The sequence below is a fragment of the Peptidiphaga gingivicola genome, assembly GCF_001652275.1.
Classification (GTDB): domain Bacteria; phylum Actinomycetota; class Actinomycetes; order Actinomycetales; family Actinomycetaceae; genus Peptidiphaga; species Peptidiphaga gingivicola.
Window position 1 is genome coordinate 1,306,858 of sequence record NZ_LVZK01000001.1, and the last position, 20,931, is coordinate 1,327,788.

At 67.1% G+C, this 20,931-nt stretch carries 22 protein-coding genes; 13 read left to right on the top strand and 9 right to left on the bottom strand.

The window, feature by feature from the left end; genetic code table 11:
• Nucleotides 1–106: 106 nt before the first annotated feature.
• The 10 genes from glmS (at nt 107) to A4H34_RS05495 (ending at nt 10,941) form a co-directional block, all read left to right on the top strand.
• Nucleotides 107–1,960 (top strand): glutamine--fructose-6-phosphate transaminase (isomerizing), encoded by a 1,854-nt coding sequence (glmS, locus tag A4H34_RS05450; RefSeq protein ID WP_064231315.1) that lies wholly within the window; start codon nt 107–109, stop codon nt 1,958–1,960.
• A complete protein-coding gene (locus A4H34_RS05455) occupies nt 1,957–3,624 on the top strand; it encodes an NAD(P)H-hydrate epimerase (RefSeq protein WP_064231316.1) in 1,668 nt (555 codons plus the stop codon). Before glmS ends, A4H34_RS05455 begins: the two co-directional genes overlap by 4 nt.
• Nucleotides 3,594–4,742: an alanine racemase gene (alr, locus tag A4H34_RS05460; protein ID WP_064231317.1), complete on the top strand. Its 1,149-nt coding sequence runs from the start codon at nt 3,594–3,596 to the stop codon at nt 4,740–4,742. Before A4H34_RS05455 ends, alr begins: the two co-directional genes overlap by 31 nt.
• Nucleotides 4,743–4,746: 4 nt before the next feature.
• Complete coding sequence (tsaE, locus tag A4H34_RS05465) at nt 4,747–5,235, top strand: tRNA (adenosine(37)-N6)-threonylcarbamoyltransferase complex ATPase subunit type 1 TsaE (RefSeq protein ID WP_231870960.1); 489 nt, start codon at nt 4,747–4,749, stop codon at nt 5,233–5,235.
• Nucleotides 5,232–6,143: a hypothetical protein gene (locus A4H34_RS05470; RefSeq protein ID WP_064231318.1), complete on the top strand. Its 912-nt coding sequence runs from the start codon at nt 5,232–5,234 to the stop codon at nt 6,141–6,143. Before tsaE ends, A4H34_RS05470 begins: the two co-directional genes overlap by 4 nt.
• The gene (gene tsaB, locus A4H34_RS05475) at nt 6,140–6,778 is read left to right on the top strand and encodes a tRNA (adenosine(37)-N6)-threonylcarbamoyltransferase complex dimerization subunit type 1 TsaB (protein WP_064231319.1); all 639 of its coding nucleotides are present in this window, start codon (nt 6,140–6,142) and stop codon (nt 6,776–6,778) included. The genes A4H34_RS05470 and tsaB overlap by 4 nt, the downstream gene beginning before the upstream one ends.
• A complete protein-coding gene (locus A4H34_RS05480; protein WP_009199181.1) occupies nt 6,775–7,251 on the top strand; it encodes a GNAT family N-acetyltransferase in 477 nt (158 codons plus the stop codon). Before tsaB ends, A4H34_RS05480 begins: the two co-directional genes overlap by 4 nt.
• Before the next feature lie 175 nt (nt 7,252–7,426).
• Nucleotides 7,427–8,143: a succinate dehydrogenase cytochrome b subunit gene (locus tag A4H34_RS05485; protein WP_040322763.1), complete on the top strand. Its 717-nt coding sequence runs from the start codon at nt 7,427–7,429 to the stop codon at nt 8,141–8,143.
• A gap of 90 nt (nt 8,144–8,233) precedes the next feature.
• Entirely contained in the window at nt 8,234–10,192 is a 1,959-nt protein-coding gene (locus A4H34_RS05490) for a fumarate reductase/succinate dehydrogenase flavoprotein subunit (protein WP_064231706.1), read from the top strand.
• Entirely contained in the window at nt 10,189–10,941 is a 753-nt protein-coding gene (locus A4H34_RS05495; protein WP_009199178.1) for a succinate dehydrogenase/fumarate reductase iron-sulfur subunit, read from the top strand. The genes A4H34_RS05490 and A4H34_RS05495 overlap by 4 nt, the downstream gene beginning before the upstream one ends.
• A gap of 121 nt (nt 10,942–11,062) precedes the next feature.
• Here A4H34_RS05495 and A4H34_RS05500 read toward each other — a convergent pair whose 3' ends face one another.
• From A4H34_RS05500 to A4H34_RS05515, 4 genes are all read right to left on the bottom strand, one after another.
• The gene (locus tag A4H34_RS05500) at nt 11,063–11,665 is read right to left on the bottom strand and encodes a DUF1269 domain-containing protein (RefSeq protein ID WP_064231320.1); all 603 of its coding nucleotides are present in this window, start codon (nt 11,663–11,665) and stop codon (nt 11,063–11,065) included.
• A 202-nt stretch (nt 11,666–11,867) separates the two neighbouring features.
• On the bottom strand, nt 11,868–12,290 hold the full coding sequence (locus A4H34_RS05505; RefSeq protein ID WP_064231321.1) for a carboxymuconolactone decarboxylase family protein: 423 nt from the start codon (nt 12,288–12,290) through the stop codon (nt 11,868–11,870).
• Nucleotides 12,250–12,702, bottom strand: a complete 453-nt coding sequence (locus tag A4H34_RS05510) for a MerR family transcriptional regulator (protein WP_082903081.1) — start codon at nt 12,700–12,702, stop codon at nt 12,250–12,252. The genes A4H34_RS05505 and A4H34_RS05510 overlap by 41 nt, the downstream gene beginning before the upstream one ends.
• Before the next feature lie 49 nt (nt 12,703–12,751).
• Entirely contained in the window at nt 12,752–13,186 is a 435-nt protein-coding gene (locus A4H34_RS05515; protein WP_064231323.1) for a hypothetical protein, read from the bottom strand.
• An 890-nt stretch (nt 13,187–14,076) separates the two neighbouring features.
• Here A4H34_RS05515 and A4H34_RS05520 point away from each other — a divergent pair.
• Nucleotides 14,077–14,580, top strand: a complete 504-nt coding sequence (locus A4H34_RS05520; protein WP_009199171.1) for a YbaB/EbfC family nucleoid-associated protein — start codon at nt 14,077–14,079, stop codon at nt 14,578–14,580.
• An 80-nt stretch (nt 14,581–14,660) separates the two neighbouring features.
• Nucleotides 14,661–15,701, top strand: coding sequence for a tRNA (adenosine(37)-N6)-threonylcarbamoyltransferase complex transferase subunit TsaD (tsaD, locus tag A4H34_RS05525; RefSeq protein WP_064231324.1), 1,041 nt, complete (start codon nt 14,661–14,663; stop codon nt 15,699–15,701).
• Here tsaD and A4H34_RS05530 read toward each other — a convergent pair.
• Complete coding sequence (locus A4H34_RS05530; RefSeq protein WP_082903083.1) at nt 15,691–16,938, bottom strand: class I SAM-dependent methyltransferase; 1,248 nt, start codon at nt 16,936–16,938, stop codon at nt 15,691–15,693. The genes tsaD and A4H34_RS05530 overlap by 11 nt on opposite strands.
• Before the next feature lie 187 nt (nt 16,939–17,125).
• Between A4H34_RS05530 and groES the strand changes: the two genes are divergently transcribed.
• Nucleotides 17,126–17,422, top strand: coding sequence for a co-chaperone GroES (groES, locus tag A4H34_RS05535; protein WP_040322758.1), 297 nt, complete (start codon nt 17,126–17,128; stop codon nt 17,420–17,422).
• A 230-nt stretch (nt 17,423–17,652) separates the two neighbouring features.
• Here the strand turns inward: groES and moaC are convergent, their stop codons facing one another.
• Genes moaC through A4H34_RS05555 form a run of 4 tightly spaced genes read right to left on the bottom strand, consistent with a single transcriptional unit; the run spans nt 17,653 to nt 20,893 of the window.
• Nucleotides 17,653–18,153, bottom strand: coding sequence for a cyclic pyranopterin monophosphate synthase MoaC (gene moaC, locus A4H34_RS05540; RefSeq protein ID WP_009199167.1), 501 nt, complete (start codon nt 18,151–18,153; stop codon nt 17,653–17,655).
• On the bottom strand, nt 18,146–19,477 hold the full coding sequence (locus A4H34_RS05545) for a molybdopterin molybdotransferase MoeA (protein ID WP_064231325.1): 1,332 nt from the start codon (nt 19,475–19,477) through the stop codon (nt 18,146–18,148). Before A4H34_RS05545 ends, moaC begins: the two co-directional genes overlap by 8 nt.
• Nucleotides 19,474–19,902: a molybdenum cofactor biosynthesis protein MoaE gene (locus A4H34_RS05550; RefSeq protein ID WP_064231326.1), complete on the bottom strand. Its 429-nt coding sequence runs from the start codon at nt 19,900–19,902 to the stop codon at nt 19,474–19,476. Before A4H34_RS05550 ends, A4H34_RS05545 begins: the two co-directional genes overlap by 4 nt.
• Before the next feature lies 1 nt (nt 19,903).
• Complete coding sequence (locus A4H34_RS05555; protein WP_197480426.1) at nt 19,904–20,893, bottom strand: MarR family transcriptional regulator; 990 nt, start codon at nt 20,891–20,893, stop codon at nt 19,904–19,906.
• Nucleotides 20,894–20,931 lie beyond the last annotated feature (38 nt).

The following is a 20,931-nucleotide window of genomic DNA, read 5'->3' on the forward strand; positions in this document are numbered from 1 at the left end:
GCACGGGATGGGCCCGGGCGGCCCGGGAGGCGGCAAATATTCGTCTTTGGAAAAACGTAGGGCACCAGGCTTAAAACACGCGCCCGAGTGTGGTTAGATTACTGCCATGTGCGGAATCGTTGGATACGTCGGTCATGGTCCCGCGGGCTCCCGCCCGCTGGACGTCGTTCTCGAGGGCCTCGCCCGTTTGGAGTACCGGGGGTACGACAGCGCCGGCGTCGCCGTCGCCGGACCAGAGGGGATGAGCGCGGTCAAAAGGGCCGGTCGGCTCGACAACCTCCGGGCGGCGCTTGCTCATAGCCCGCTGCCCCCGGGCACAGCCGCCATCGGACACACCAGATGGGCAACCCACGGCGGCCCCACGGATGAAAATGCGCATCCTCACGTCAGCTTCGACGGCGCCGTCGCCGTCGTCCACAACGGAATCATCGAAAACTACCCCGAACTGGCGCTCGAACTCGATCGTCGGGGAATCTTTCGCCGGTCGGAGACCGACACGGAGATAGCCGCCCACCACCTCGCCCTCGAATACGCGAAGGACGGCAACCTTCTTGCGGCAATGTGCCGCTTGGCCTCGCGTCTGCAAGGTTCCTTCACCCTCGTGGGGATGGCCGGCGACTCCGAGGTCGTCGCAGCGCGCAGGAACTCGCCGCTCGTCGTCGGCCTGGGGGAGGGCGAGAACTTCCTGGGATCGGACGTGGCGGCGTTCGTCGGCTCGACGTCGGACGCGCTCGAACTCGGCCAGGACACGGCGGTCAGCATCACCGCCGACGAGGTCACGGTGGTCGATTTCGAGGGCAGGCCCGCCGAGGGCAAGCGCTTCGAGGTCAATTGGGACCTCTCCGCCGCCGTGAAGGACGGGTACGAGACGTTCATGGACAAGGAGATCCACGAGCAGCCCAAGGCCGTGGCCGAGACGCTGCGCGGGCGCACGAGCCTCGACGGGCGCCTCCACCTCGACGAGCTTCGCATCGACGAGTCGGTTCTGCGTTCGGTGGACAAGATCATCGTCGTCGCCTGCGGAACAGCCGCATACGCCGGACACGTCGCAAAATACGCGATCGAGCACTGGTGCCGCGTGCCGGTCGAGGTCGAGCTGGCGCACGAATTCCGCTATCGGGACCCCGTCGTCAACGAAAAGACGCTTGTTGTGGCGATTTCGCAGTCGGGCGAGACAATGGACACCCTCATGGCCATTCGCCACGCCCGCGAGCAGGGCTCGAAGGTGCTCGCCATCGTCAACACCCATGGATCGACGATCGCGCGCGAATCCGACGCGGTTCTCTACACTCACGCGGGGCCAGAGGTGGCCGTCGCCTCGACGAAGGCGTTCATCGCCCAGATCACGGCCTGCTACCTTTTGGGCCTCTACCTGTCCGAGCTCCGCGGGAACAAATACGTCGACGAAGTCGCCACCTATCTGGACGAGCTGGGCAAGATGCCCAGCCGCATCGAGGAGGTGCTGGCCGAAGAAGAGCAGGTCCGCACGCTCGCCCGTTCGATGGCCGACGTCACCTCGGTTCTTTTCCTCGGCCGCCACGTGGGCTTCCCCGTCGCCCTCGAGGGCGCGCTCAAGCTGAAAGAGCTTGCCTACATCCACGCCGAGGGATTCGCAGCCGGCGAGCTCAAGCACGGCCCCATCGCGCTCATCGAAGAGGGGCTGCCGGTTTTCGTCATCGTGCCGACGCCGCGGCGCCCCCTCCTTCACTCCAAGGTCATCTCGAACCTTCAAGAGGTCAAGGCCCGCGGCGCCCGCGTCATCGTCATCGCGGAGGAAGGCGACGAGGAGGCCGCAAGCTACGCGACCCGCGTCTTCTGGGTGCCTCGGTCGACGCCCACGCTCATGATGCCGCTCGTGACGGTCGTGCCATTGCAGATTTTCGCCTGCGAGCTGGCCTCGGTCAAGGGATACGACGTCGACAAGCCGCGCAACCTGGCGAAGTCCGTGACGGTCGAATGATCCGGGCATTCGGTGCCCGGAAGGTCCGCGAGGCCGAAGCGCCGCTCTTGGCCGCGGGCGTTCCCCTCATGGAGCGGGCTTCGGGCGCCCTTGCACTGGCGGTCTTGCGGCTTCTCGGCGGATCGTACGGCAGGAGGGCCCTCGCCCTCGTCGGACGCGGGAACAACGGGGGAGACGCCCTTTTCGCCGCTGCGTTCCTCGCCCGGCGAGGCATGGGCGTCGCTGCGGTCGTCGCCGAGGGCGCGCATGGGGCGGGCCTTGCCGCCGCCCGCGCCGCAGGCTGCGCTGTGCTTGACGTCGCCGACATCGACGCCGTCGTCCGGGAAGCGGCCCGCGCCGACGTCTGGATCGACGGAATTCTGGGCATCGGAGCCCGCGGCGGGCTGCGCGGGCCTTTTGCGTCGCTCGTCGAACGCCTCGAGGGCTCGCGGGAAGGCTCCGCGCTGCTGCCGGAGGCGGGACGGTCGGCCGGAGCCGGGCCGCTCGTCGTCGCCGTCGATGTGCCTTCCGGAATTGGAACGGACGACGGCGCAGCGCCCGGCCCGATCTTGCGCGCCGACCTCACCGTGACGATGGGCGCGCCCAAGCCGGGTCTCCTTCTCGACCCTGCGCGCAGGTATGCGGGGCGCGTCGAAACGGCGGACATCGGGCTCTGCCTGTCAGCCGCCGCCCGCGCCGCAGGCTGCGCGGCGCTTGACGTCGCCGACATCGACGCCGGCTTTCCCAGCCCCGACCTCGTCTCGATCGAGCGTGCCGACCTTCCGCTCCTGTGGCCCGTTCCCGGGCCCTCCTCGCACAAGTACACGAGGGGAGTGGTCGGCGTCGCGGCAGGCTCGGCAAGCTACCCGGGGGCGGGGTTCCTGTGCGTCGACGCGGCCCTGGCTGCGGGGCCCGGCATGGTCCGCTACGCGGGAACGCTCGGTTCGGCTGTCGTTTCGTCCTGTCCCGAAGCGGTTCTGGGGGAGGGGCGCGTCGACGCCTGGGTCATAGGGCCCGGGCTCGACAGGGAAGCCCTTGCTCGCGCTGAGCCTATCGTCGACGGACTCCGAAGCGAGGGATGGACGGCGCCCGCCGTCCTTGACGCGGGCGCCCTCGCCTGGGCCGAGCGTGGCATGACGCCCGCGACGGTCCTCACTCCGCACGCCGGGGAGCTGGCGGCGCTATTCTCCCGCCTGGGAATCGAGGGCTCCCGCGAGGGCATCGCCGCGTGTCCGGCTGCGGCCGCCAAGCTGGCGAGCGAGTTCACGGGCGCGACCGTCGTGCTCAAGGGCCCCGTCGACGTCGTCGTTTCGCCGGGAAGCCCCGTGTACGCGCAGTCAGGCCCCGCCTGGCGGGCCGTTGCGGGCGCGGGCGACGTTTACGCGGGCTTGCTCGGCGCCCTCTTGGCCGCCGGCCTCGAGCCCGCGCGAGCCGCGGCCGCAGCCGCGTGCGTCCACGGGCTTGCAAGTGAAAACGGGCCGATGCGGGCGAGCGACATCGTTCGAAACGTCCCGGCGGTTGTTCGGGCCGCCCTTGCGGGCGGCGGCTCAGAAGAAGGATCCGGCTACCACGCGCCGGGTGCCTCCGCTTCAGCCTTCCACATGCGGAGGGCCCGCGTGAGCGGAGGCCGGCGTCCCATGCAGAAAATTGACGAATGCGCACGCACAGCGCGGGAGGAATCGTGATCTCTTATTACCCTGCCGAGGCCCGAATCGACCTTTCGGCCATCCGGTCAAACCTTTCTTCCGTCCGCGAGGCGGCGGGGGAAGCGGCCGTTCTCGCCGTCGTCAAGGCTGACGCGTACGGGCACGGGCGCGCCGAGGTCGCCCGCGCCCTCGCGCCCGCGGCGGACTATCTCGGTGCGGCCCAGCTTGGCGAGGCCCTTGCGCTCAGAGAAGAGGTCGGCCCCGGGCCTCGCATACTCACCTGGATCTTCGCACCCGGGGCGCCCCTCGCCCAGGCGCTGCGAGCAGACGTCGAATTGTCCGCCGGCGCCTTCTGGGCGATCGACGAGATTGCCCGGGCAGCGAGGGAAACGGGCACGACTGCCAAGGTCCACCTCAAGGTCGACACGGGCATGGCCCGCGGCGGATTCAACCTCGCCGACGTCGCCGAGGCCTCCCGCAGGCTCAGGGCGCTTCAGGCCGACGGGCTGCTGGCAGTCGTCGGGCTGTGGAGCCACCTCGCCCGGGCCGACGAGCCCGAATCCGGGGCCACCGAGAGGCAGATCGAGCGTTTCGAGCAGGCCAGGGCCGCCGCACGCTCAGAAGGAATCGAGCCGGAGATCCTTCACCTCGCCGCCTCCGGAGGCGCTCTGTGGCATCCGGCGGCGAGATACGACATGGTCAGGCCGGGCATCGTCCTGTACGGGCTTTCCCCCAATCCGGAGGTGGCGACGGCGCGCGAGCTCGGCCTGACGCCCGCGATGGAGCTTTCTGCGAGCCTCATCCTCGAACGCGGCGTCCCCGCGCAGACGCCGATCTCATATGGACACACCGAGAAAACAGAGGCGCCGACGCGCTTGGGGGTCGTGCCCCTGGGCTACGGCGACGGGATCCCGCGCGCCGCATCCGGCGTCGGCCCCGTCAGCGTCGGCGGGGTCCGCACTCGCATACGCGGGCGGGTGTGCATGGACCAGTTCGTCGTCGACGTTCCCGAGGCGGCCACGGCGGGCGACACGGCCTTCCTATTCGGGGCGGGAGACCTGCCGAGCGCGGACGAATGGGCGCAGGCCTGCGGAACGATCGGGTATGAGATTGTCACCCGCCTTGGGGCGAGGGTTCCGCGACGCTATCATGGGTGACGCTATGGAAGAACTGATTATCGACGACGCCGATGCCATGCACGCCTTCGGCGTTCGTCTCGGCTCGCTTCTGGCTGCGGGCGACCTCGTCATGCTCGACGGCCCGCTGGGCGCGGGCAAGACGACGATGACCCGCGGGATAGCCGAGGGCATGGGGGTGACGGGGCGAGTCGCCTCGCCGACCTTCGTCATCGCCAACGTCCACAGGTCGCTTGGCGACGGGCCCGATTTGGTTCACGTCGATGCGTACAGGCTCGAATCGCTCGACGAAGTCGACGCCCTCGACCTGGATGCCTCCCTCGACGCGTCGGCGACCGTCGTCGAATGGGGCGAAGGGAAAGTCGAGGTGCTCACGCCCGACCGCCTGACGATCAAGGTCGCCCGGCCGACGGGCGGCGAGGAGATCGGAGCCGATTGCCCCCGAAAGCTGACTTTCGAAGCCACGGGCGAGAGATCCCGCGAAATTCTCCGAGGGCTCGAGGCCGGTCGGTGAAGAGGACTCTACAGGCGGCGATCGCCGCAGCGGCCATTGCCACGGCCCCCGCAACGGCCTTCGGCGCTCCGGCTTTCGCGACGGACTCGGATTCTTCAACCGCGACAAGCTGGTTCAGCCGCTCCGCCGAAGACGCCGCCCGGAGCAAAGCCGGCGACACATTTGGCTCACGGTATGACGTCAAGGTCGGTGAGCCGACGCATGCCTCCGTTTTCGCGGGCGACAAAGACGATCTGCGCGTGACTGGCTCCGAGTATTGGGCGGCGCCCGTCAAATCGGGGGACAAAGTGCTCGGCACAATCGCCGTCAAGGTGACCGACGGCAAGGTCGGAACCCCGATATTCACGGCCGAAGAGGCCTTCGGAAAAGAGCTTGCCAACAGGACTCCCAACACGACCGTCGTCGTCGATCCGCTCACTCAAGGCTGGTTTCTTCTGACGCAAGACGGCCACGTCCGACCGCTCGACCCGCGCGCCCGGAAGGTGGTCGCCGGCCAGCTGACGCTCAGGGAGTTCGCCTCCGTGCGCGACTCCCTTCGCGACGCGGCATCCGGGCATTCGTCCAGCGCGGCGAAGAAAGCCGCTCGGCGTCAAGGGGATTCGACGGTGCTGAAGATCGTCGTCGCCGGCTTGATCCTGCTTTTCGGGGCTCTCGGTGCGGCGGTGTGGATTCGCCGCGCTGTCGTCAAGCGGCGGGCGGGCGCTTCGGAGCCCGTCGGCGAAGGGCGCGGCGCCGACCGGAGCGGAGGCGGGCGCCCCTCGCGGGAGGGCTTGCGCGCCGCGACTTCCAGCCGTTCGGGGCAATCGAACGACGGTTCGAGGACCATCCGGTTTGACACCGGCGAGATCGTGAGGGTCTACGAGATGCCGCCCAGCCGGGGCGAAGGAAGGGACGGAGAAGAACGTTGAGAATACTGACTGTCGACACCTCGGATCGGTCGATCGTCGGCGTAGTCGAGGCAGGGACGACGCTTGAGGAGATCGCGTGTGAGCGCTCCGCGGACGCGCGCCGCCACGCGGAGAGCCTGGCCCCGATGGTCGAGAGGGCGACCGGAGGGCGCCGCCCGGACATGATCGTCGCGGGAACCGGCCCGGCCGCCTTCACCGGGCTGCGCGCCGGGCTCGTGACTGCCCGCGCCCTCTCGCGCGCCTGGGGCGTCCCGCTCTATGGAGTCTCTTCTCTGGAGGCGCTGGCACTCGGCGGCGCGATGCGAGGGCTGGACGACATCCTCGCCGTCATCGACGCCAGGAGGCGCGAGTTTTTCGTTCTTCGCGCCCACCCGCTCGGCCCCGACGACGTCGCCGTCGTCTCCGGCCCCGAAATCGCGGCCCGCGCGGACCTGCACGCCGGGCCCGAGACGGCGATCGTCACACCCAATCCAGACCTTTGCCCCGAGCTCGACGGCGCCGTGGCCGTGGAATGCCGCCCCGAGCACCTTGCTCGGCGCGCCCTTGCGCTCCTCGCGCGCAAGGAGGCCGGCGAGGACGTCCGCCTCGACACCGAACCGCAGTACCTGCGCCGCCCCGACGTCCACGGAGCATGAGCCTGCCTCCCGGCCTTTCCTTCGCCTCGCCCGCGCCCGGCTGGGCCCGCGCTTTGGCGGATTTCGACGTGCGGGCCTTCGGACGCGACGCCTGGCCCTTCGAGCAATGGGTCCAGGAGCTCGCAAGCCGCCGCAGCGTCTACATTGCGATCGTTCGCGAGGGAGGGATCGCGGCCGTTCCCGAGATCGTCGCGGCCGGAGGAGTCGGCCTCGGGCCCGAGGCCGAAGTGCTCACCGTCGCCGTCGCCCGGAAGGAACGCGGCCGCGGCCTCGGCGGCGCCCTCTTGGACGAACTGCTCGCACGCGCGCGGAACGGGGGAGCCGAGGACGTCTTCCTCGAGGTTCGCTCGCGCGACCCAATCGCCCAAAAGCTATATTCCGGCAGAGGGTTCGCCGCCGTCGGCCTGCGCAAAGGGTATTACAGCGACGACGACGCCCTCGTCATGCGCCTGAGCATGGGCGAGGCCTCCTGAGGGCCTGCCGGAGGGACGCCGCCCGAGAGGATCGAGACGCCTGCCTCGAATCCTGGGACGTAAGGCGCATATGCTTCGCAGTTTTGCCGAAAAGTCGCCGATTAATTACACAACAATGTGTTCCTTTATCTATTCTGACGTCGGTATTCTCGACCTGACTGGGTAAAGTCGAAGTGTGGATAACTCACTGAAACAGAAGCGCGGCATGATGACGTCCGTGGGACTCAAAGTCGTCATGGCGTTCACCGGGCTGATCTTCGTCATCTTCGTCCTGTTCCACATGTATGGAAACCTCAAGATGTTCTTCGGGCCCGAGGCTTACAACCACTACGCCGAGTGGCTCAAGCACGACATGCTCTACCCGATCCTCCCGCACGGCTGGTTCATCTGGATCTTCCGCATCTGCCTCATTCTCGTTCTGCTCGGCCACGTGGGCGCCGCCGCCCACCTCGTCGTTCGCAACTACAGAGCGCGCGGGACCCGGTACAAGGTGAAGTCGGGGACGAAGAAGAAGGAATCGTGGCCGTCGAAGACGATGAAGGTCGGCGGAGTGACGATCCTCCTGTTCATCGTCTTCCACATCCTCCATTTCACGGCGTTGAAGATTCAGATCGGGGGCGACTACCATCGGCTCTCGCCGTATGAGCGCATGGTCGCCTCCTTCAACTTGGACAGCTGGGCCTCCGTGTGTGCGCTCGTCATCTACACCGTCGCGGTCACTTTCGTCAGCTTCCATGTGTGGCATGGCCTCTACTCGGCGCTGACGACCCTGGGAGCGGGGCGGCGAGGGGCTGAGGCGTTCCTCAAAGGGCTTTCCGCCCTGTGCGGCCTGGCTTTGTTCATCGGCTTCCTCGCTCCGCCTTTCGCCATAGCCTTCGGATTCATCGAGTGAGGGGCGAACATGGCTGAGACTCTTCACACGCAAGATCCGACGGGCGCCGACCTGCGCCACCGTGCTCGCACTCATCCAGCAGGGACAGACATGACTCAGATTCTTTACACCGAAGGGTCGGCGATCGCCGACACCAAGGCACCCGCCGGCCCGCTCGAAGGCAAGTGGGAGAAGCGCAAATTCGACGCCAAGCTCGTCAATCCGGCCAACCGCCGCAAGCTTTCGATCATCGTGGTCGGAACCGGGCTCGCCGGAGGAGCCGCTGCGGCGTCGCTCGGCGAAATGGGCTACAACGTCAAGGCCTTCTTCTACCAGGATTCAGCTCGCCGCGCGCACTCGATCGCTGCTCAGGGCGGAATCAACGCGGCGAAGAACTACAAGAACGACAACGACTCGGTCTACCGTCTCTTCTACGACACGATCAAGGGCGGAGACTTCCGGGCGCGCGAAGCGAACGTCTACCGCCTGGCGGAGGTCGCCAACAACATCATCGACCAGTGCGTTGCCCAGGGAGTCCCCTTCGCCCGCGAATACGGCGGATATCTCGACAACCGCTCCTTCGGCGGCGTCCAGGTCTCGCGAACCTTCTACGCCCGAGGCCAGACGGGCCAGCAGCTCCTCATCGGCGCCTATCAGGCCCTCCAACGGCAGGTGGCCGCGGGAACGGTCGAGAGCTTCTCCCGCCACGAAATGATGGAGCTCATCGTCAAGGACGGCCGTGCGCGGGGCATCGTCGCCCGCGACATGGTCACCGGCGAGATTGAGCCGCACGTCGCCGACGCCGTCGTCCTCGCCACCGGCGGATACGGAAACGTCTTCTTCCTCTCCACGAACGCGATGGGATGCAACGGGTCGGCTATCTGGCGCGCCTACCGCAAGGGCGCCTACTTCGCCAACCCGTGCTACACGCAGATCCATCCGACCTGCATTCCGCAGCACGGGGACTACCAGTCCAAGCTCACGCTCATGTCCGAGTCCTTGCGAAACGACGGGCGCATCTGGGTGCCCAAGCGGGCCGAGGACTGCGAAAAGGACCCTCGGCAGATCCCCGAAGAGGACCGAGACTATTACCTCGAACGCATCTACCCTTCCTTCGGCAATCTCGTTCCCCGCGACATCGCCTCTCGGCAGGCGAAGAACATGTGCGACGAGGGCCGCGGGGTGGGCCCGAAGATCGACGGAGTAGCCAGGGGCGTGTACCTCGACTTCTCCGATGCGATCGACCGCATGGGGAAGGCCGCGGTCTCCGCCAAGTACGGCAACCTTTTCGACATGTACAAGCAGATCACCGACGACGACCCGTACGAGGTGCCCATGCGCATCTACCCGGCCGTCCACTACACGATGGGCGGACTGTGGGTCGACTACGATCTGGAGTCTTCGGTGCACGGCCTATACGTGGCGGGCGAAGCCAACTTCTCCGACCACGGCGCCAACCGCTTGGGCGCTTCCGCACTCATGCAGGGCCTGGCGGACGGCTACTTCGTTCTTCCCGACACGATGAACGACTACCTAGCTTCTGGCCCCTTTGAGCCGCTTGCTCCCGACGATCCCGCCGTGGTCGAGGCGTGCGAGTCAGTCAGGCTTCGCATCGCCACGCTCATGGGGCTCAACGGCGAGCATTCGGTCGATTACTACCACAAGAAGCTAGGATCGATCATGTGGGAGAGGTGCGGAATGGCTCGCGAAGCCGACGGGTTGCGCCAAGCCATTCACGAAATTCGAGCCCTGCGTGAAGACTTCTGGAAGAACGTCAAGGTTCCCGGCACGCCCGAGGAGCTGAACGTCTCTCTGGAGAAGGCAGGACGAGTCGCCGATTTCCTCGAGCTCGGCGAGCTCATGTGCATCGACGCTCTCCACCGCGAGGAATCTTGTGGAGGCCATTTCCGGGTCGAATCGCAGACTCCGGAAGGAGAGGCCCTTCGCCACGACGACAAGTACGCCTATGTCGCTGCTTGGGAGTTCGCCGGCGACGGCAACCCGCCGATCCTCCACAAGGAAGACCTCGACTACGAATTCGTCCACATGAAGCAGCGGAGTTACAAGTGAGAATCAACCTGGAGTACTGGCGTCAGAACGGCCCGTCCGATTCGGGCCACTTCGAGACGCACACGCTTGACAACGTGGACGAGCACGCCTCGTTCCTCGAGATGCTTGACGTCCTCAACGAGGAGCTCTTCGACGAAGGCAAGGAGCCTCTCGCCTTCGACTCGGACTGCCGCGAGGGAATCTGCGGCCAGTGCGGCATCGTCATCAACGGCGACCCGCACGGGCCCAAGCGGACTACGACGTGCCAGCTGCACATGCGCACGTTTAAGGACGGCGACACGATCACCCTCGAGCCGTGGCGTTCGAAGGGCTTCCCCGTCATCAAGGACCTTGTCGTGGACCGCTCGGCCTTCGATCGCATCGTCCAGGCCGGAGGCTACATCTCGGTCAACACCGGAGCCGCCCCCGAGGCGCATTCGCAGCTCGTCCCGAAGGGCAACGCCGACCGCTCCTTCGAGGCCGCCGCCTGCATCGGTTGCGGCGCCTGCGTGGCGGCCTGCCCCAACGGCTCGGCCATGCTCTTCACCTCGGCGAAGGTCGTTCACTTGGGCCTCCTCCCGCAAGGACAGCCCGAGCGCCGCGACAGGGTGGTCAACATGCTGGCCCAGCAGGACGACGAGGGATTCGGCGGCTGCACGAACGTCGGCGCATGCGCCAGCGTGTGCCCCAAGGAGATCCCCCTAGAGCTGATTTCCTTGCTCAACCGCGACCTCATCAAGTCCTACGGGCACAAGGCCCGCCAGAGGTAGACGCGCAAGCGGCCTGATTCTTCCGGCCGCGGTGAAAAGGGCGGGGCCCTAAGAGAGCCCCGCCCTTTTCATTTTGCACTGCGCTACGAGAGGTCGGCGCTGCGCGCCGCCCAGCTCGCGCTCAGTCGCGCTGGAAGCGCGCCTTGAGCTTGGCGATTCGCTCCTCGCGCTGCTCCTTGCGGGCGGACTTCTTTTCGTCGCGTATTTTTTCGCGAGCCGCTTTCGCCGCAGCTTCGGCCGCGGCCTGCTGAGCGACGAGCTCGTCGAGCACCTCGGACGATTCGCGGCGGATGATCGTTCCGCCCAGATCGCGGACTACCCGATCCAGCGCGTCCGTCGTGCCCTCGCTCGTTTCGAGCAGAATGGCATTGGAGCCCGGAGCGATAGTCCGGCCGAATTCGGCGATCGCCTCGGTTCCGACGTCGATCCTGTCGGCGTCGACCAGAGAACCCGCCAGCGCGCCCACTCCGAGCCCGAAAAGCATGCCCAACGGTCCTCCGAGCACTCCGACGACCATGCCGAGCAACCCGCCCCCGGCGGCGCCGGAACCCTTGAAGCCGTCGATGTGCTCGGCGACTTCGACCGTTCCGTTGGCATTCCTCTCGACGACGGCGCCCGCCGAAATCGACAAGGCCCCCGTTTGCGCCGTGCGGCTTATCTTGTTGAAGGCCTCATACGCCGTAGATCTCTCTGGGAAAACGACGAGGGCGACATAGTCGGTCATCTTCTGTCTCCTTTGGTGTGTCTCCTTTGGCGCGACATGTCGCCTCCTTTTTGGGCGGACGGCATGTGCGAGATGTATAGAAAGCCTTTTCGAGTCTGGTCGAAAGACTTTATTCATTACACTAATGAAGTCGCCGCTGTTTGTCAGAGACTGGTTCAGAAGCTATGCCCAGAGCGGAGAACGGGCGACGACGAGGTGCAAATCAGTCGGCAAGCGGCAGGAGCCCTCGCTCCGAAAAGACGCGTTTGGCCGCAAACATGGCGTTCAGAGACCGGGGAAATCCGCAGTAGGCGGATGCGTGAAGGATGGCTTCGACGATTTCCTTCGGCGAAAGGCCCACGTTGAGCGCGGCGCCGACGTGCACCTCGAGCTGTGGCTCGCAGCCCCCAAGGGCCGTGAGCATGCCGAGCGTGACGAGCTGCCGGTCTCTCGGGCGAAGCCCCTCGCGCGAGTAGATGTCGCCGAATCCCCAGGCGACGATGTGGTACCCGAGTTCGGGGCAGACGTCGCGCAGTGAGTCGAGCACGCGCGCGCCGGCGTCGCCGTCGACCCGGTTGAGCATTCTCATGCCTGCGGCGAAGCGCTCATCGCCTGCGGTCAGGTTCTTGTCGGTCTTCTCGTCCATCGTTTTCCTTTCCATGGATATCGGGGATATGCGTCTGCCTGGAGCCTTCGGCGTCGTCGATCCATTGTCGATAAAGCGCGATTTTGGCGTCCAAGGCGTCCGCGTGCGTGGAAAGCTCGGCTATGCGGGAACGGACGTCGGCTTCGTAATCGCAAAGAAGCTCCAGACGTTCGCGGAGCGTCGAGGGCCCCGCTTTGCGCAGCTGCGCATACCGGCGCATAAGCCCTATCGGCATGCTCGCGGCGCGAAGACGCTGGAGGAACCGTATCCAGGAGACGTCCTGGGCGTCATAAAGGCGCCTTCCGGCCCCGTCGCGCGCAACCGAAACGAGGCCCTCGCGTTCGTAGTACCTGAGGGTCGACGCCGAAAGTCCCGTTTCTTGAACGACTTGGCCTATGCGCATCCTTTCCATGGAAGGGAGCTTACGAGTTCAAGCGCACTCGAAGTCAAGACGCGCTCGGTCAGCTCTCGCAGTGCCGGTGCGAATCCGTGCCGGAGACGAGCTCGCGGTAGGCGGTTTCCACGCTCATCATGGACGGGGCGAATCCAATGCCCTTCTCGCCCTTGATGAGGTGAAGCCGGTTCGACCTGCGACGCCCGCTCGGGGAGATGACGAACGCGTCTTCGTAGGGGTTGATGTTCCAGTCGTCCACCGTGCCCACCCACGCGTCTGGGTTTTCGCGCAGCTTCCAGCTCGCAAAGGCTTTGAAGACTTCTGCCTCGGAGGGGCCGGGGCCTTCCGTGGGGGACGGGACGCGGACTTCAGATTCGGAGACGCGGTCTCCAGACTTCGAAGCGTCGTGGTTTTCCCTGTTTGAAGGGAAGCGAGGCTGCATGGAGGAAGTCGTCTGCCCTCGTCTGCGACGTCGGGCCGGCGAGTTGTCGTCGCTGGTCATGATGGGTTCCTTTCAGTGGTGCGAATTGTGGGGCTTCGTAAACGTGACTGCGGCGCACTGCAGGGGCAGCGTCCGCCTCGCGTGGCGACCGGATGCGGAATCGCGCCAGTCTGACCGCAGGTCGATCAGCGGATGCGATCCTTGGGAGTCGTGCAGGATGAAGATGTGAAGGAAAGGCACGTTCACATTCGTTCTCCGTTCCTTTGTCGCCGGTTCTTCGTTTCGATTTGCTGTGACGCCGATGCGATGCGGGACGTGTGGGGGATGGTGGCCCGGGTTTCATAAACGGCGTGGGTTCGTCGGTAGGAACTTGTTTACACAGTACCCAATCTGGCGGGCAAATGAGAGCCGAAATTCGGGGGAGGGGACTCCAACGTAGCCATCTTTTGGGGATAAGCGCGTCGTTCCGGGGAAAAACGCGGCTGGGCCGATGTCTCCGATTTGTCCGCCGAGCTGGCGCCAGTAGGAGGGGACGTTCAGGCTGGCGCCGGGAGGAGGGGACGTTCAGGTCTGCGCCGGGAGGGGGATGTTCAGGCCGGCGTCGGGAGGGGGATGTTCGCGTCAAGATCGCCGGGGCCGTTTGAGGTTCGTCGCCGTGCCGGACGGGGCGGAAGCTCGGGTCCAAACCGTGGCGGCGGGGGCGGCATGGGCGGGGCTGCCAAGCCGGAGCCGACGATCGGGCCCGCGGGTGCGGCCGCAGTGAGGACCGCCTGGCTTTCAGGCACTAGGATGCTGCATGAGGGCGTCGCATGCCGCTTCGTTTCGCTTCGCGCCTTGGACGGTTCGTTCGCCCAGCCACATGCGATCGACGGCGCGGAAACGGTGCTGCGGCGTCGTCCCCTTCACGTGAGCGGCCGTCGGCCGCGCTTTCCGTCAGAAAGGAATGTGTTATGGAACTTCCCGAGTTTTCCAGCAGCCTAGAAGGCATTCAAGCTCGGTTGGACGAGCAGCTCGCCGAGGCGCAGAGAAACGTGCAGCGAGCCGAGGTCTTCGCGGCGCAGGCGCAGGATTTGAAGGCGTTTGTGCGCAGCGAGGGCGGCGAAGTGAGCGTCGAAGTCGACGGGGGAGGCGTGCCGCTCGACGTGAAAGTGACGGCCAAAGCCTTTTCTCTGACGCCGGAGGCGCTTTCGCAGCTCATCCTCGACGTCGTTCGCCAGGCGCATTGCGAAGCCGTTCAAAAGTACGAAGATCTGGCCCGTTCGAACTTCGGAGACTCGGCGACGACGGAGCAACTCGTCTCCCAGGCCCGTCAGCGGCTCAGGGCATACGGCTGTGACGCAGGAGAAGGCCGATTGGGCGACAGCGAAGCAGGGCGCTCTGAATCCGGCGGCGTCGAAGCCGGGACCGGCGAAGCCGACGCTTCGGACGGTCGGAGCGAATCTCCCATTAGCTAGGCGCCCCTCTTGCCGTCCGCCGCAAGCGCGGAGCCGCGAAGGATTAACCCGCGCCGTTCCGTCGGCTAGAATTCTGGGACGTGAGCATTACGGTTCTGGGCATTGAGACTTCTTGCGACGAGACGGGAGTCGCCGTCGTCCGCGACGGGGAGCTCCTCGCCGACGTCACCGCGACGTCGATGGACGAATATGCGCGTTACGGCGGCATCATTCCCGAGATCGCCTCGCGCGCGCACCTTCAAACCTTCGTTCCCACACTGGACGAGGCGCTCGAACGCGCGGGAGTCGCGCTGGGCGACGTCGACGCGATCGCCGTCACCGCGGGCCCGGGCCTGATCGGATCGCTGACGGTCGGCGTTTCTGCCGCCAAGGCCCTGGCGCTCGCGGCGGGCAAGCCCCTCTACGGCGTCAACCACATCATCGGCCATCTGTGCGTCGACGAGCTCGTCGACGGCCCGTTCCCCGAGCATTTCATCGGCCTCGTGGTCTCCGGCGGGCACTCGTCGATCCTTCGGGCAGGCAACATAGCGACCGACGTCGAAGAACTCGGCGGAACGCTCGACGACGCCGCGGGCGAGGCCTTCGACAAGGTCGGGCGACTGCTCGGCCTGCCGTACCCCGGCGGCGCGCACATCGACCGGTTGGCGCGACTGGGAGACCGCTGCGCCATCCGCTTCCCGAGAGGGCTCTCGCAGGGCAAGGACAAGGCGCGCCACCCCTACGATTTCTCCTTCTCGGGCTTGAAAACCGCAGTCGCCCGCTACGTCGAACGCTTGGCCGAACGAGGCGAGGAGCTGAACAGGGAAGACGTCGCCGCTAGCTTCTCCGAAGCGGTCTGCGACGTTCTGACAGCCAAGGCCCTTACGGCCTGCGAGGTCTTCGATTGCGACACCCTCGTGATCGGCGGCGGTTTCTCCGCAAATTCGAGGCTGCGCGAACTCGCCGCCGAGCGCGCCGCCAAGGCCGGCGTGACCGTCAGGATCCCTCCCATCCGATACTGCACCGACAACGGGGCGATGATCGCCTCGCTCGGGTGGGAGCTCGTCAGAAACGGCGTCGAGCCTTCCTCCCTGGACATTGCCGTCGATACGGGAATGGACCTGGGCCGCATCAAAATGTGACGGCCGTCCGCCGCGCGACGATCGCCCGATGGCGGCCAAGGACGGGGGAGAAGAGGACGACGCCGGCGTCGCCGCCGCGGCCCGAGAGCTTCTTCGCCATCGCCGCGACGTCGACCTCCGTTCCGCGTTTCTTGACCTCCGTCCGCCCGATCCCGTGCGCGGCCAGGGACCGCTTGATCCGCTTGGCCTCCGGAACGACGACGTCCAAGACCTCGAAAGCCGCGCAATGCGGCGGGACCGCCTCGCCCGTGAGGTAGGCGATGCCCTCTGAGACCGGGGCGAGGCCGTGTTTCTCGCACAGACGCGCGATGCCGCCCGATCGGACGATTGCGGGGTCGGGCTCGAACAGCAGGGGGCCGAGGGGGCGCGGGGCGACGAAGACCGCCGGCTCGTCGGCGGTCTTCGCGCCGGAGTCGAGCCGCTCGCCGTCGATCGTCGCCGCACGCCCCGTTCCCATTCCGAGCCAGACGACGGCCTCGAGCAGTTGGCCGCGCTCGCTGATCCACTCGACGAACGCCCTCGGCGGCAAGGCGTGATAGGCGATCCCGGGCGCAACTTTGATTCCCGCCAGCGGGAAACCCCTCGCAAGGCTCAGGGCGCGCGAGAACGGCGGAATCCAGCGTTCGGGGGAGGCGATCCTGCGGCCGTCCTCGGCCCTCCTGGCTGGGTCGAGCCATATCGCGTCGGCGTCGGGGAGCTCAGTCGCGAGGCCGTTAGCGCACGTCACTTTCGCCTTCGGCGCATTCGCGGCCGCATACAGGGCCGCCACGGGGTCCGATTCGATCGCCGCAACGTCGAGTCCCGCGAGCGTGAACGCGAGCGAGTCGGCTCCGATGCCGCAGCCGAAGTCGATGACCCGCCTCGCTCCCGCCTCGACGAAACGCGCCGCGTGCAAGGCTCCGACGCTCAGCCTGGTCGCCTGCTCGTATCCGTCTGCGGTGAAGAACATCGCGCCCGCGCGCTCGCCGAACTTGGCCGCGGCCCGCGCTCGCAGGCGGGACAGCGTGAGCGCGGACGCCGCTTGGTCGGCGTCCAGCCCCTCGCGCCTCAGCCGTGCAGTGAGGGCGAAGACGTCGTCTGAACGGTACGGGGGAAGCGCGGCGAGAACGGCCCGTCCTGCGTCGCCGAGGAGCCAGCGGGCGACGGCGAGATTGCGGGATGCTCTCGCGTTTCGGGGAGAATCGGCGTCGGAAAGGGGAGAATCGGCGTCTCGGGGCGGGGAGGGAAAAGCGTCCACGAATCAAGTCTCGCACGGGGCGCTGCGCCTACGGCGAAAAGCTGGCACTCATCGCATGCGAGTGCTAATCTTTTATCAGGCGCAGCGAGAGCTGCGCGTGCCCGGTTCGGGCCCGGCCCCCGCGACGGCGGGTCCCGCGTCCAGGCTTTCTCAACCAAAGCACGAGTATATAGAAGGGGGATCCGCAGTGTCGGTCTCCATCAAGCCGCTTGAGGATCGCATCGTGATCCAGCAGCTCGAAGCAGAAACCACGACGGCTTCCGGCCTCGTCCTTCCGGACACGGCGAAGGAAAAGCCGCAAGAGGGCAAGGTCTTGGCCGTTGGGCCGGGCCGCGTCGACGATCAGGGCAATCGCGTGCCCGTCGACGTCAAGGTGGGTGACGTCGTCATCTACTCCAAGTACGGCGGGACCGAGATCAAGTACGGAGCGGACGAGTACATCATTCTGTCCTCGCGCGACGTGCTCGCGGTCGTCGAGAAGTAATCGAGAGGCGGTCGGCCTCGGGTCGACGCGCAATCGAATCGAAGGGGCGGCGCTCTGTCTGGGGCGCCGCCCCTTCGTCGCGTCCGCAGAGAGGCTTGTCGCGTCAGAAAAGGCGCTTTGTCCCGGTCGCAGGGGCTTGTCGCGTCCGGGGGCGTGTTTGGTCGCCGGAGGCCGCCCGCAGACTTGGCTTCCCCGGCCTTGCCTCAGCGGGCCCGACTCCCCGGAAGGACTCAGCCTTCCGGCCGGACCCAGCTTCCCGACCGCCCGCCGGATTTGGCGACGATCTTCGCTTCCGCCACCACGGCCGAGCGGTCGATTCCCTTGACCATGTCGACGACGGCGAGTGCTGCGACCGTCACGGCGGTTAGCGCCTCCATCTCGACGCCCGTCCTGTCGGCGGTTCGCGCCGTCGCGCGAATTGCCACGCCGCCGTCGGCCAGTTCCACGTCCACTTCGCACCCGTGGAGGCCTACGACGTGGGCGAGGGGAAGCAGCGCGGGCGTTTTCTTGGCGGCTTGGATCCCGGCGACTCTCGCCACCGCAAACACGTCTCCCTTCGGCACGGAGCCCTCGCTCAGCCGCGCCATGACGGCGTCGGAGCACTCGACGCGGGCCACGGCCGTCGCCTCGCGAACCGTCGGCTCTTTCGCCGTCACGTCCACCATGTGCGCGGCGCCGTCTGAGCGCAGATGGGCGAGGCCGCCGCGAGAGGCCCCTTCGCTGTCAGTCATTGGCGCTCCCTTCTGTTGGAATGAATCCCAGCGTGTCGCCGGGCATCACGCGTTCGACGTCGGCCGGCACGACGCCGAGCCCGTCCGCCGAGGGAAGCGAGGCGACCAGGTGCGAGCGCGAACCGAGTTCGTGAATGGGGAACGCGCGCCCGCCGTCCAAACGCAGGGGGATGAACTGGACTTTCCCGCGAGGCGAAGTCCATTCGCCGCCCGCAACCGCCTGCCGGACCGTCGGCTCGACGGTGCTGGAGCGCCCCGCGAGAACCCGGATCATGCCGGCGACGTACACATGGAAGCTGACGTAGACCGACACCGGGTTGCCCGGCAGGCACGCAGCGGGCACAGGCCTTCCGCCGACGAGGGCGACCCCTGCGCCCTGAGGCCCCCCGGGCTGCTGGGCGACGTGGTGGAAGCGCATTGTGGGGCCGGAAAGGGCCTGCCGCACCGTCTCGTACGCCCCCGCGGATATGCCCCCCGCGGTGACGAGCAGATCGATCTCCGGCGCGGACGCCAGAATCGCGAGCAGGGCCTCGGGGTCGTCCGCGCTGCGCCATCTGGCGACGACGTCGCCTCCCGCCTGCGCCGCGAGCCCGGCCAGAAGGGCTCCGTTCGAGTCCGGGATGCGGCCCTCGGCGAGTTCCTCGCCCGGAGCGACGAGTTCGCTTCCCGTGGTGAGAATTCCGATGCGCGGACGGGGCCGGACGAAGAGCGTCCCGCAGCCCGCCGAGGCCGCAGCCGAGACCGCGGCGGGGGAGAGCACGACGCCCGCGGGAAGGACGGGCGCGCCCGCATCGAGGTCTTCGCCCTTGAAGCGCACATTGGCGGCCGGAGCCTGGGCCGCTCGAATCGTCACCGTCGGGGGCGCCTCGCTCACGCCGGGCGCATGATCCGTGTCTTCCACCTTGACGACGGTGTCCGCGCCGTCGGGCATCGCCGCTCCCGTCATGATGCGAACCGCCGTCCCCGGCTTGAGCGTGCGTTTGCGCGTATCCCCGGCTGCCACGTCCCCGCAGACGGGCAGCGTGGCCGGAACGCGGGCGACGTCGGCGTGGCGGACGGCGAAGCCGTCCATCGCGGAGTTTGTGAACGGGGGCACGCTCAGACGGGCGACCACTTCCCGCGCCAACACGAGCCCCGCCGAGCCCGCAGCGACAGGCGGAGCCGAACTGCCCGGCCAGACGGCGCCGGGCCGGGCGTCAGCGAGCGGCGGCACACCCTCGCGGCCGGTCCCGTAGGGCAGGGCGTCGATGGCGCATTCGAGCGGTTCCAACGGCTCAACGAGCCCCTCGAGGAATGCGCGATGCTCTGAAACGTCGAATCTCACGCGGACTCCAATCCGGACCAGCGGTGGCTGCCGTCGGCCATGATCTGCTTTTTCCACACCGGCAGGCGAGCCTTGACTTCGTCCACCAGAGCCTCGGCCGCGGCAAAGGCCTGGGACCGGTGCTCGGCGGCCACCGCGACCACCATGACGACGTCGCCGACGTCCAGCAGCCCCGTTCGATGCCAGGCCTCGACGCGGTGAACGCCCTGGCGCAGGGTCAGGCCTTCCGCGATCGACCGCAGGATGCGCGCGGCCGAGGGGTGCGCCGTGTACTCGAGCGCGGCCACGGTCGCACCGCTCGAATGATCGCGGACGGTTCCCTGGAACATCGCCACGGCGCCGCAACGCGGGTCGTGCGCATCCTTGCAAATTGCGGCGGCGTCCAGCCGCTGGGCCGTCAGACCGGTGTGAACGACGTCGAGCATCTCACCCTCCCGCGAACGGCGGCAGCACCTCGACGACGGCGCCGTCGCGAAGAGGCGTGTCCGCTCCCGACTCGCGTTCGTCGACGAGAAACGAGGAAATGTCGGCAACTCGTGCGAAGTCGGGGAACTCGGCGGCAAGCTCGTCTATGAGCGCACGAAGGGTCGCGGGTGCCGAGGAGCGCGGGAACGTCATGCTGTCGGTCTGGACCGCCTCGGCGGCGCCTCCGTAGAAGCGCACGGTCAGCCGCCCGCTGCCCGCCGCCTGCCGGCCCTTCCCTTCGCACAGCGTCACCTTCGCGACGACCGGGTTGTCCGGGTCGGCGGCGAATTCGACGTCGACGTCCGCGCCGCAGGCGGCCTGGACGATCCGCTCGACGGCGCCGCGGCGCAATTCGAGGGCGAGCGGGTCCGGAAAGGCGGGGTCGGTGTACGGGCAGGCGTTGAGGATGAGGCACGACGGGGAAGTCGGATGCGAGGTTGCCGCAAAACCCATGTTCGTGAGAAAGCGGCGAATGCAGTCGGCGTGGCTCGCGACGGGGGAGTCTGAGCGACCGGAGGCTTTCGGGCCGTCTAGGAACGCGGCCGACTCTCTGTCGGACACGGCCTGCTCTCCCCACCTTGCGCCGATGTCGTAGGCCGCCTCGGTCGGATTGGAGGCGTTAGCGCGGAGCCAGGCGAGCATCGCCGAAACGCTTTGTTCAAGGAGCTGGCCGGCGAAGGCGGCGTTCGCGGGGGCGAGCGTGAGGTATCCGAGAGCCGGCCTGCCGCGCCCCGAAATCGGCAGCTGTTCGCGGGTGACCAACCCCGAATTGTAGAGGGCTTCGATGGTCTCGCGAACGGATGAGGAGTGCAGGCCGCTTTCCTTGGCCAGCTGGGTGACGGTCACCGGGACGTTGTGGCGTGAGACGGCGGTCAGAAGCGAGTGCTGCGCAGGGGTCAACCGGGCGATCGCGGACAGCAGATCGCCGAATCGATGGCGCTCGGCGCTCACGGACACTCCTTTGCAGATTGCGTTTCGCCCTTTGACCG

What these genes read in the sequence shown, in the direction of transcription:
- A4H34_RS05500 (WP_064231320.1), bottom strand. Translation starts at nt 11,665, where the DNA reads ATGACCGACTATGTCGCCCTCGTCGTTTTCCCAGAGAGATCTACGGCG.
- A4H34_RS05510 (WP_082903081.1), bottom strand. Translation starts at nt 12,702, where the DNA reads ATGGAAAGGATGCGCATAGGCCAAGTCGTTCAAGAAACGGGACTTTCG.
- tsaE (WP_231870960.1), top strand. Translation starts at nt 4,747, where the DNA reads ATGGAAGAACTGATTATCGACGACGCCGATGCCATGCACGCCTTCGGC.
- moaC (WP_009199167.1), bottom strand. Translation starts at nt 18,153, where the DNA reads ATGACTGACAGCGAAGGGGCCTCTCGCGGCGGCCTCGCCCATCTGCGC.
- A4H34_RS05520 (WP_009199171.1), top strand. Translation starts at nt 14,077, where the DNA reads ATGGAACTTCCCGAGTTTTCCAGCAGCCTAGAAGGCATTCAAGCTCGG.
- A4H34_RS05490 (WP_064231706.1), top strand. Translation starts at nt 8,234, where the DNA reads ATGACTCAGATTCTTTACACCGAAGGGTCGGCGATCGCCGACACCAAG.
- A4H34_RS05480 (WP_009199181.1), top strand. Translation starts at nt 6,775, where the DNA reads ATGAGCCTGCCTCCCGGCCTTTCCTTCGCCTCGCCCGCGCCCGGCTGG.
- A4H34_RS05515 (WP_064231323.1), bottom strand. Translation starts at nt 13,186, where the DNA reads ATGACCAGCGACGACAACTCGCCGGCCCGACGTCGCAGACGAGGGCAG.
- A4H34_RS05550 (WP_064231326.1), bottom strand. Translation starts at nt 19,902, where the DNA reads ATGCTCGACGTCGTTCACACCGGTCTGACGGCCCAGCGGCTGGACGCC.
- A4H34_RS05505 (WP_064231321.1), bottom strand. Translation starts at nt 12,290, where the DNA reads ATGGACGAGAAGACCGACAAGAACCTGACCGCAGGCGATGAGCGCTTC.
- alr (WP_064231317.1), top strand. Translation starts at nt 3,594, where the DNA reads ATGCGCACGCACAGCGCGGGAGGAATCGTGATCTCTTATTACCCTGCC.
- A4H34_RS05455 (WP_064231316.1), top strand. Translation starts at nt 1,957, where the DNA reads ATGATCCGGGCATTCGGTGCCCGGAAGGTCCGCGAGGCCGAAGCGCCG.
- glmS (WP_064231315.1), top strand. Translation starts at nt 107, where the DNA reads ATGTGCGGAATCGTTGGATACGTCGGTCATGGTCCCGCGGGCTCCCGC.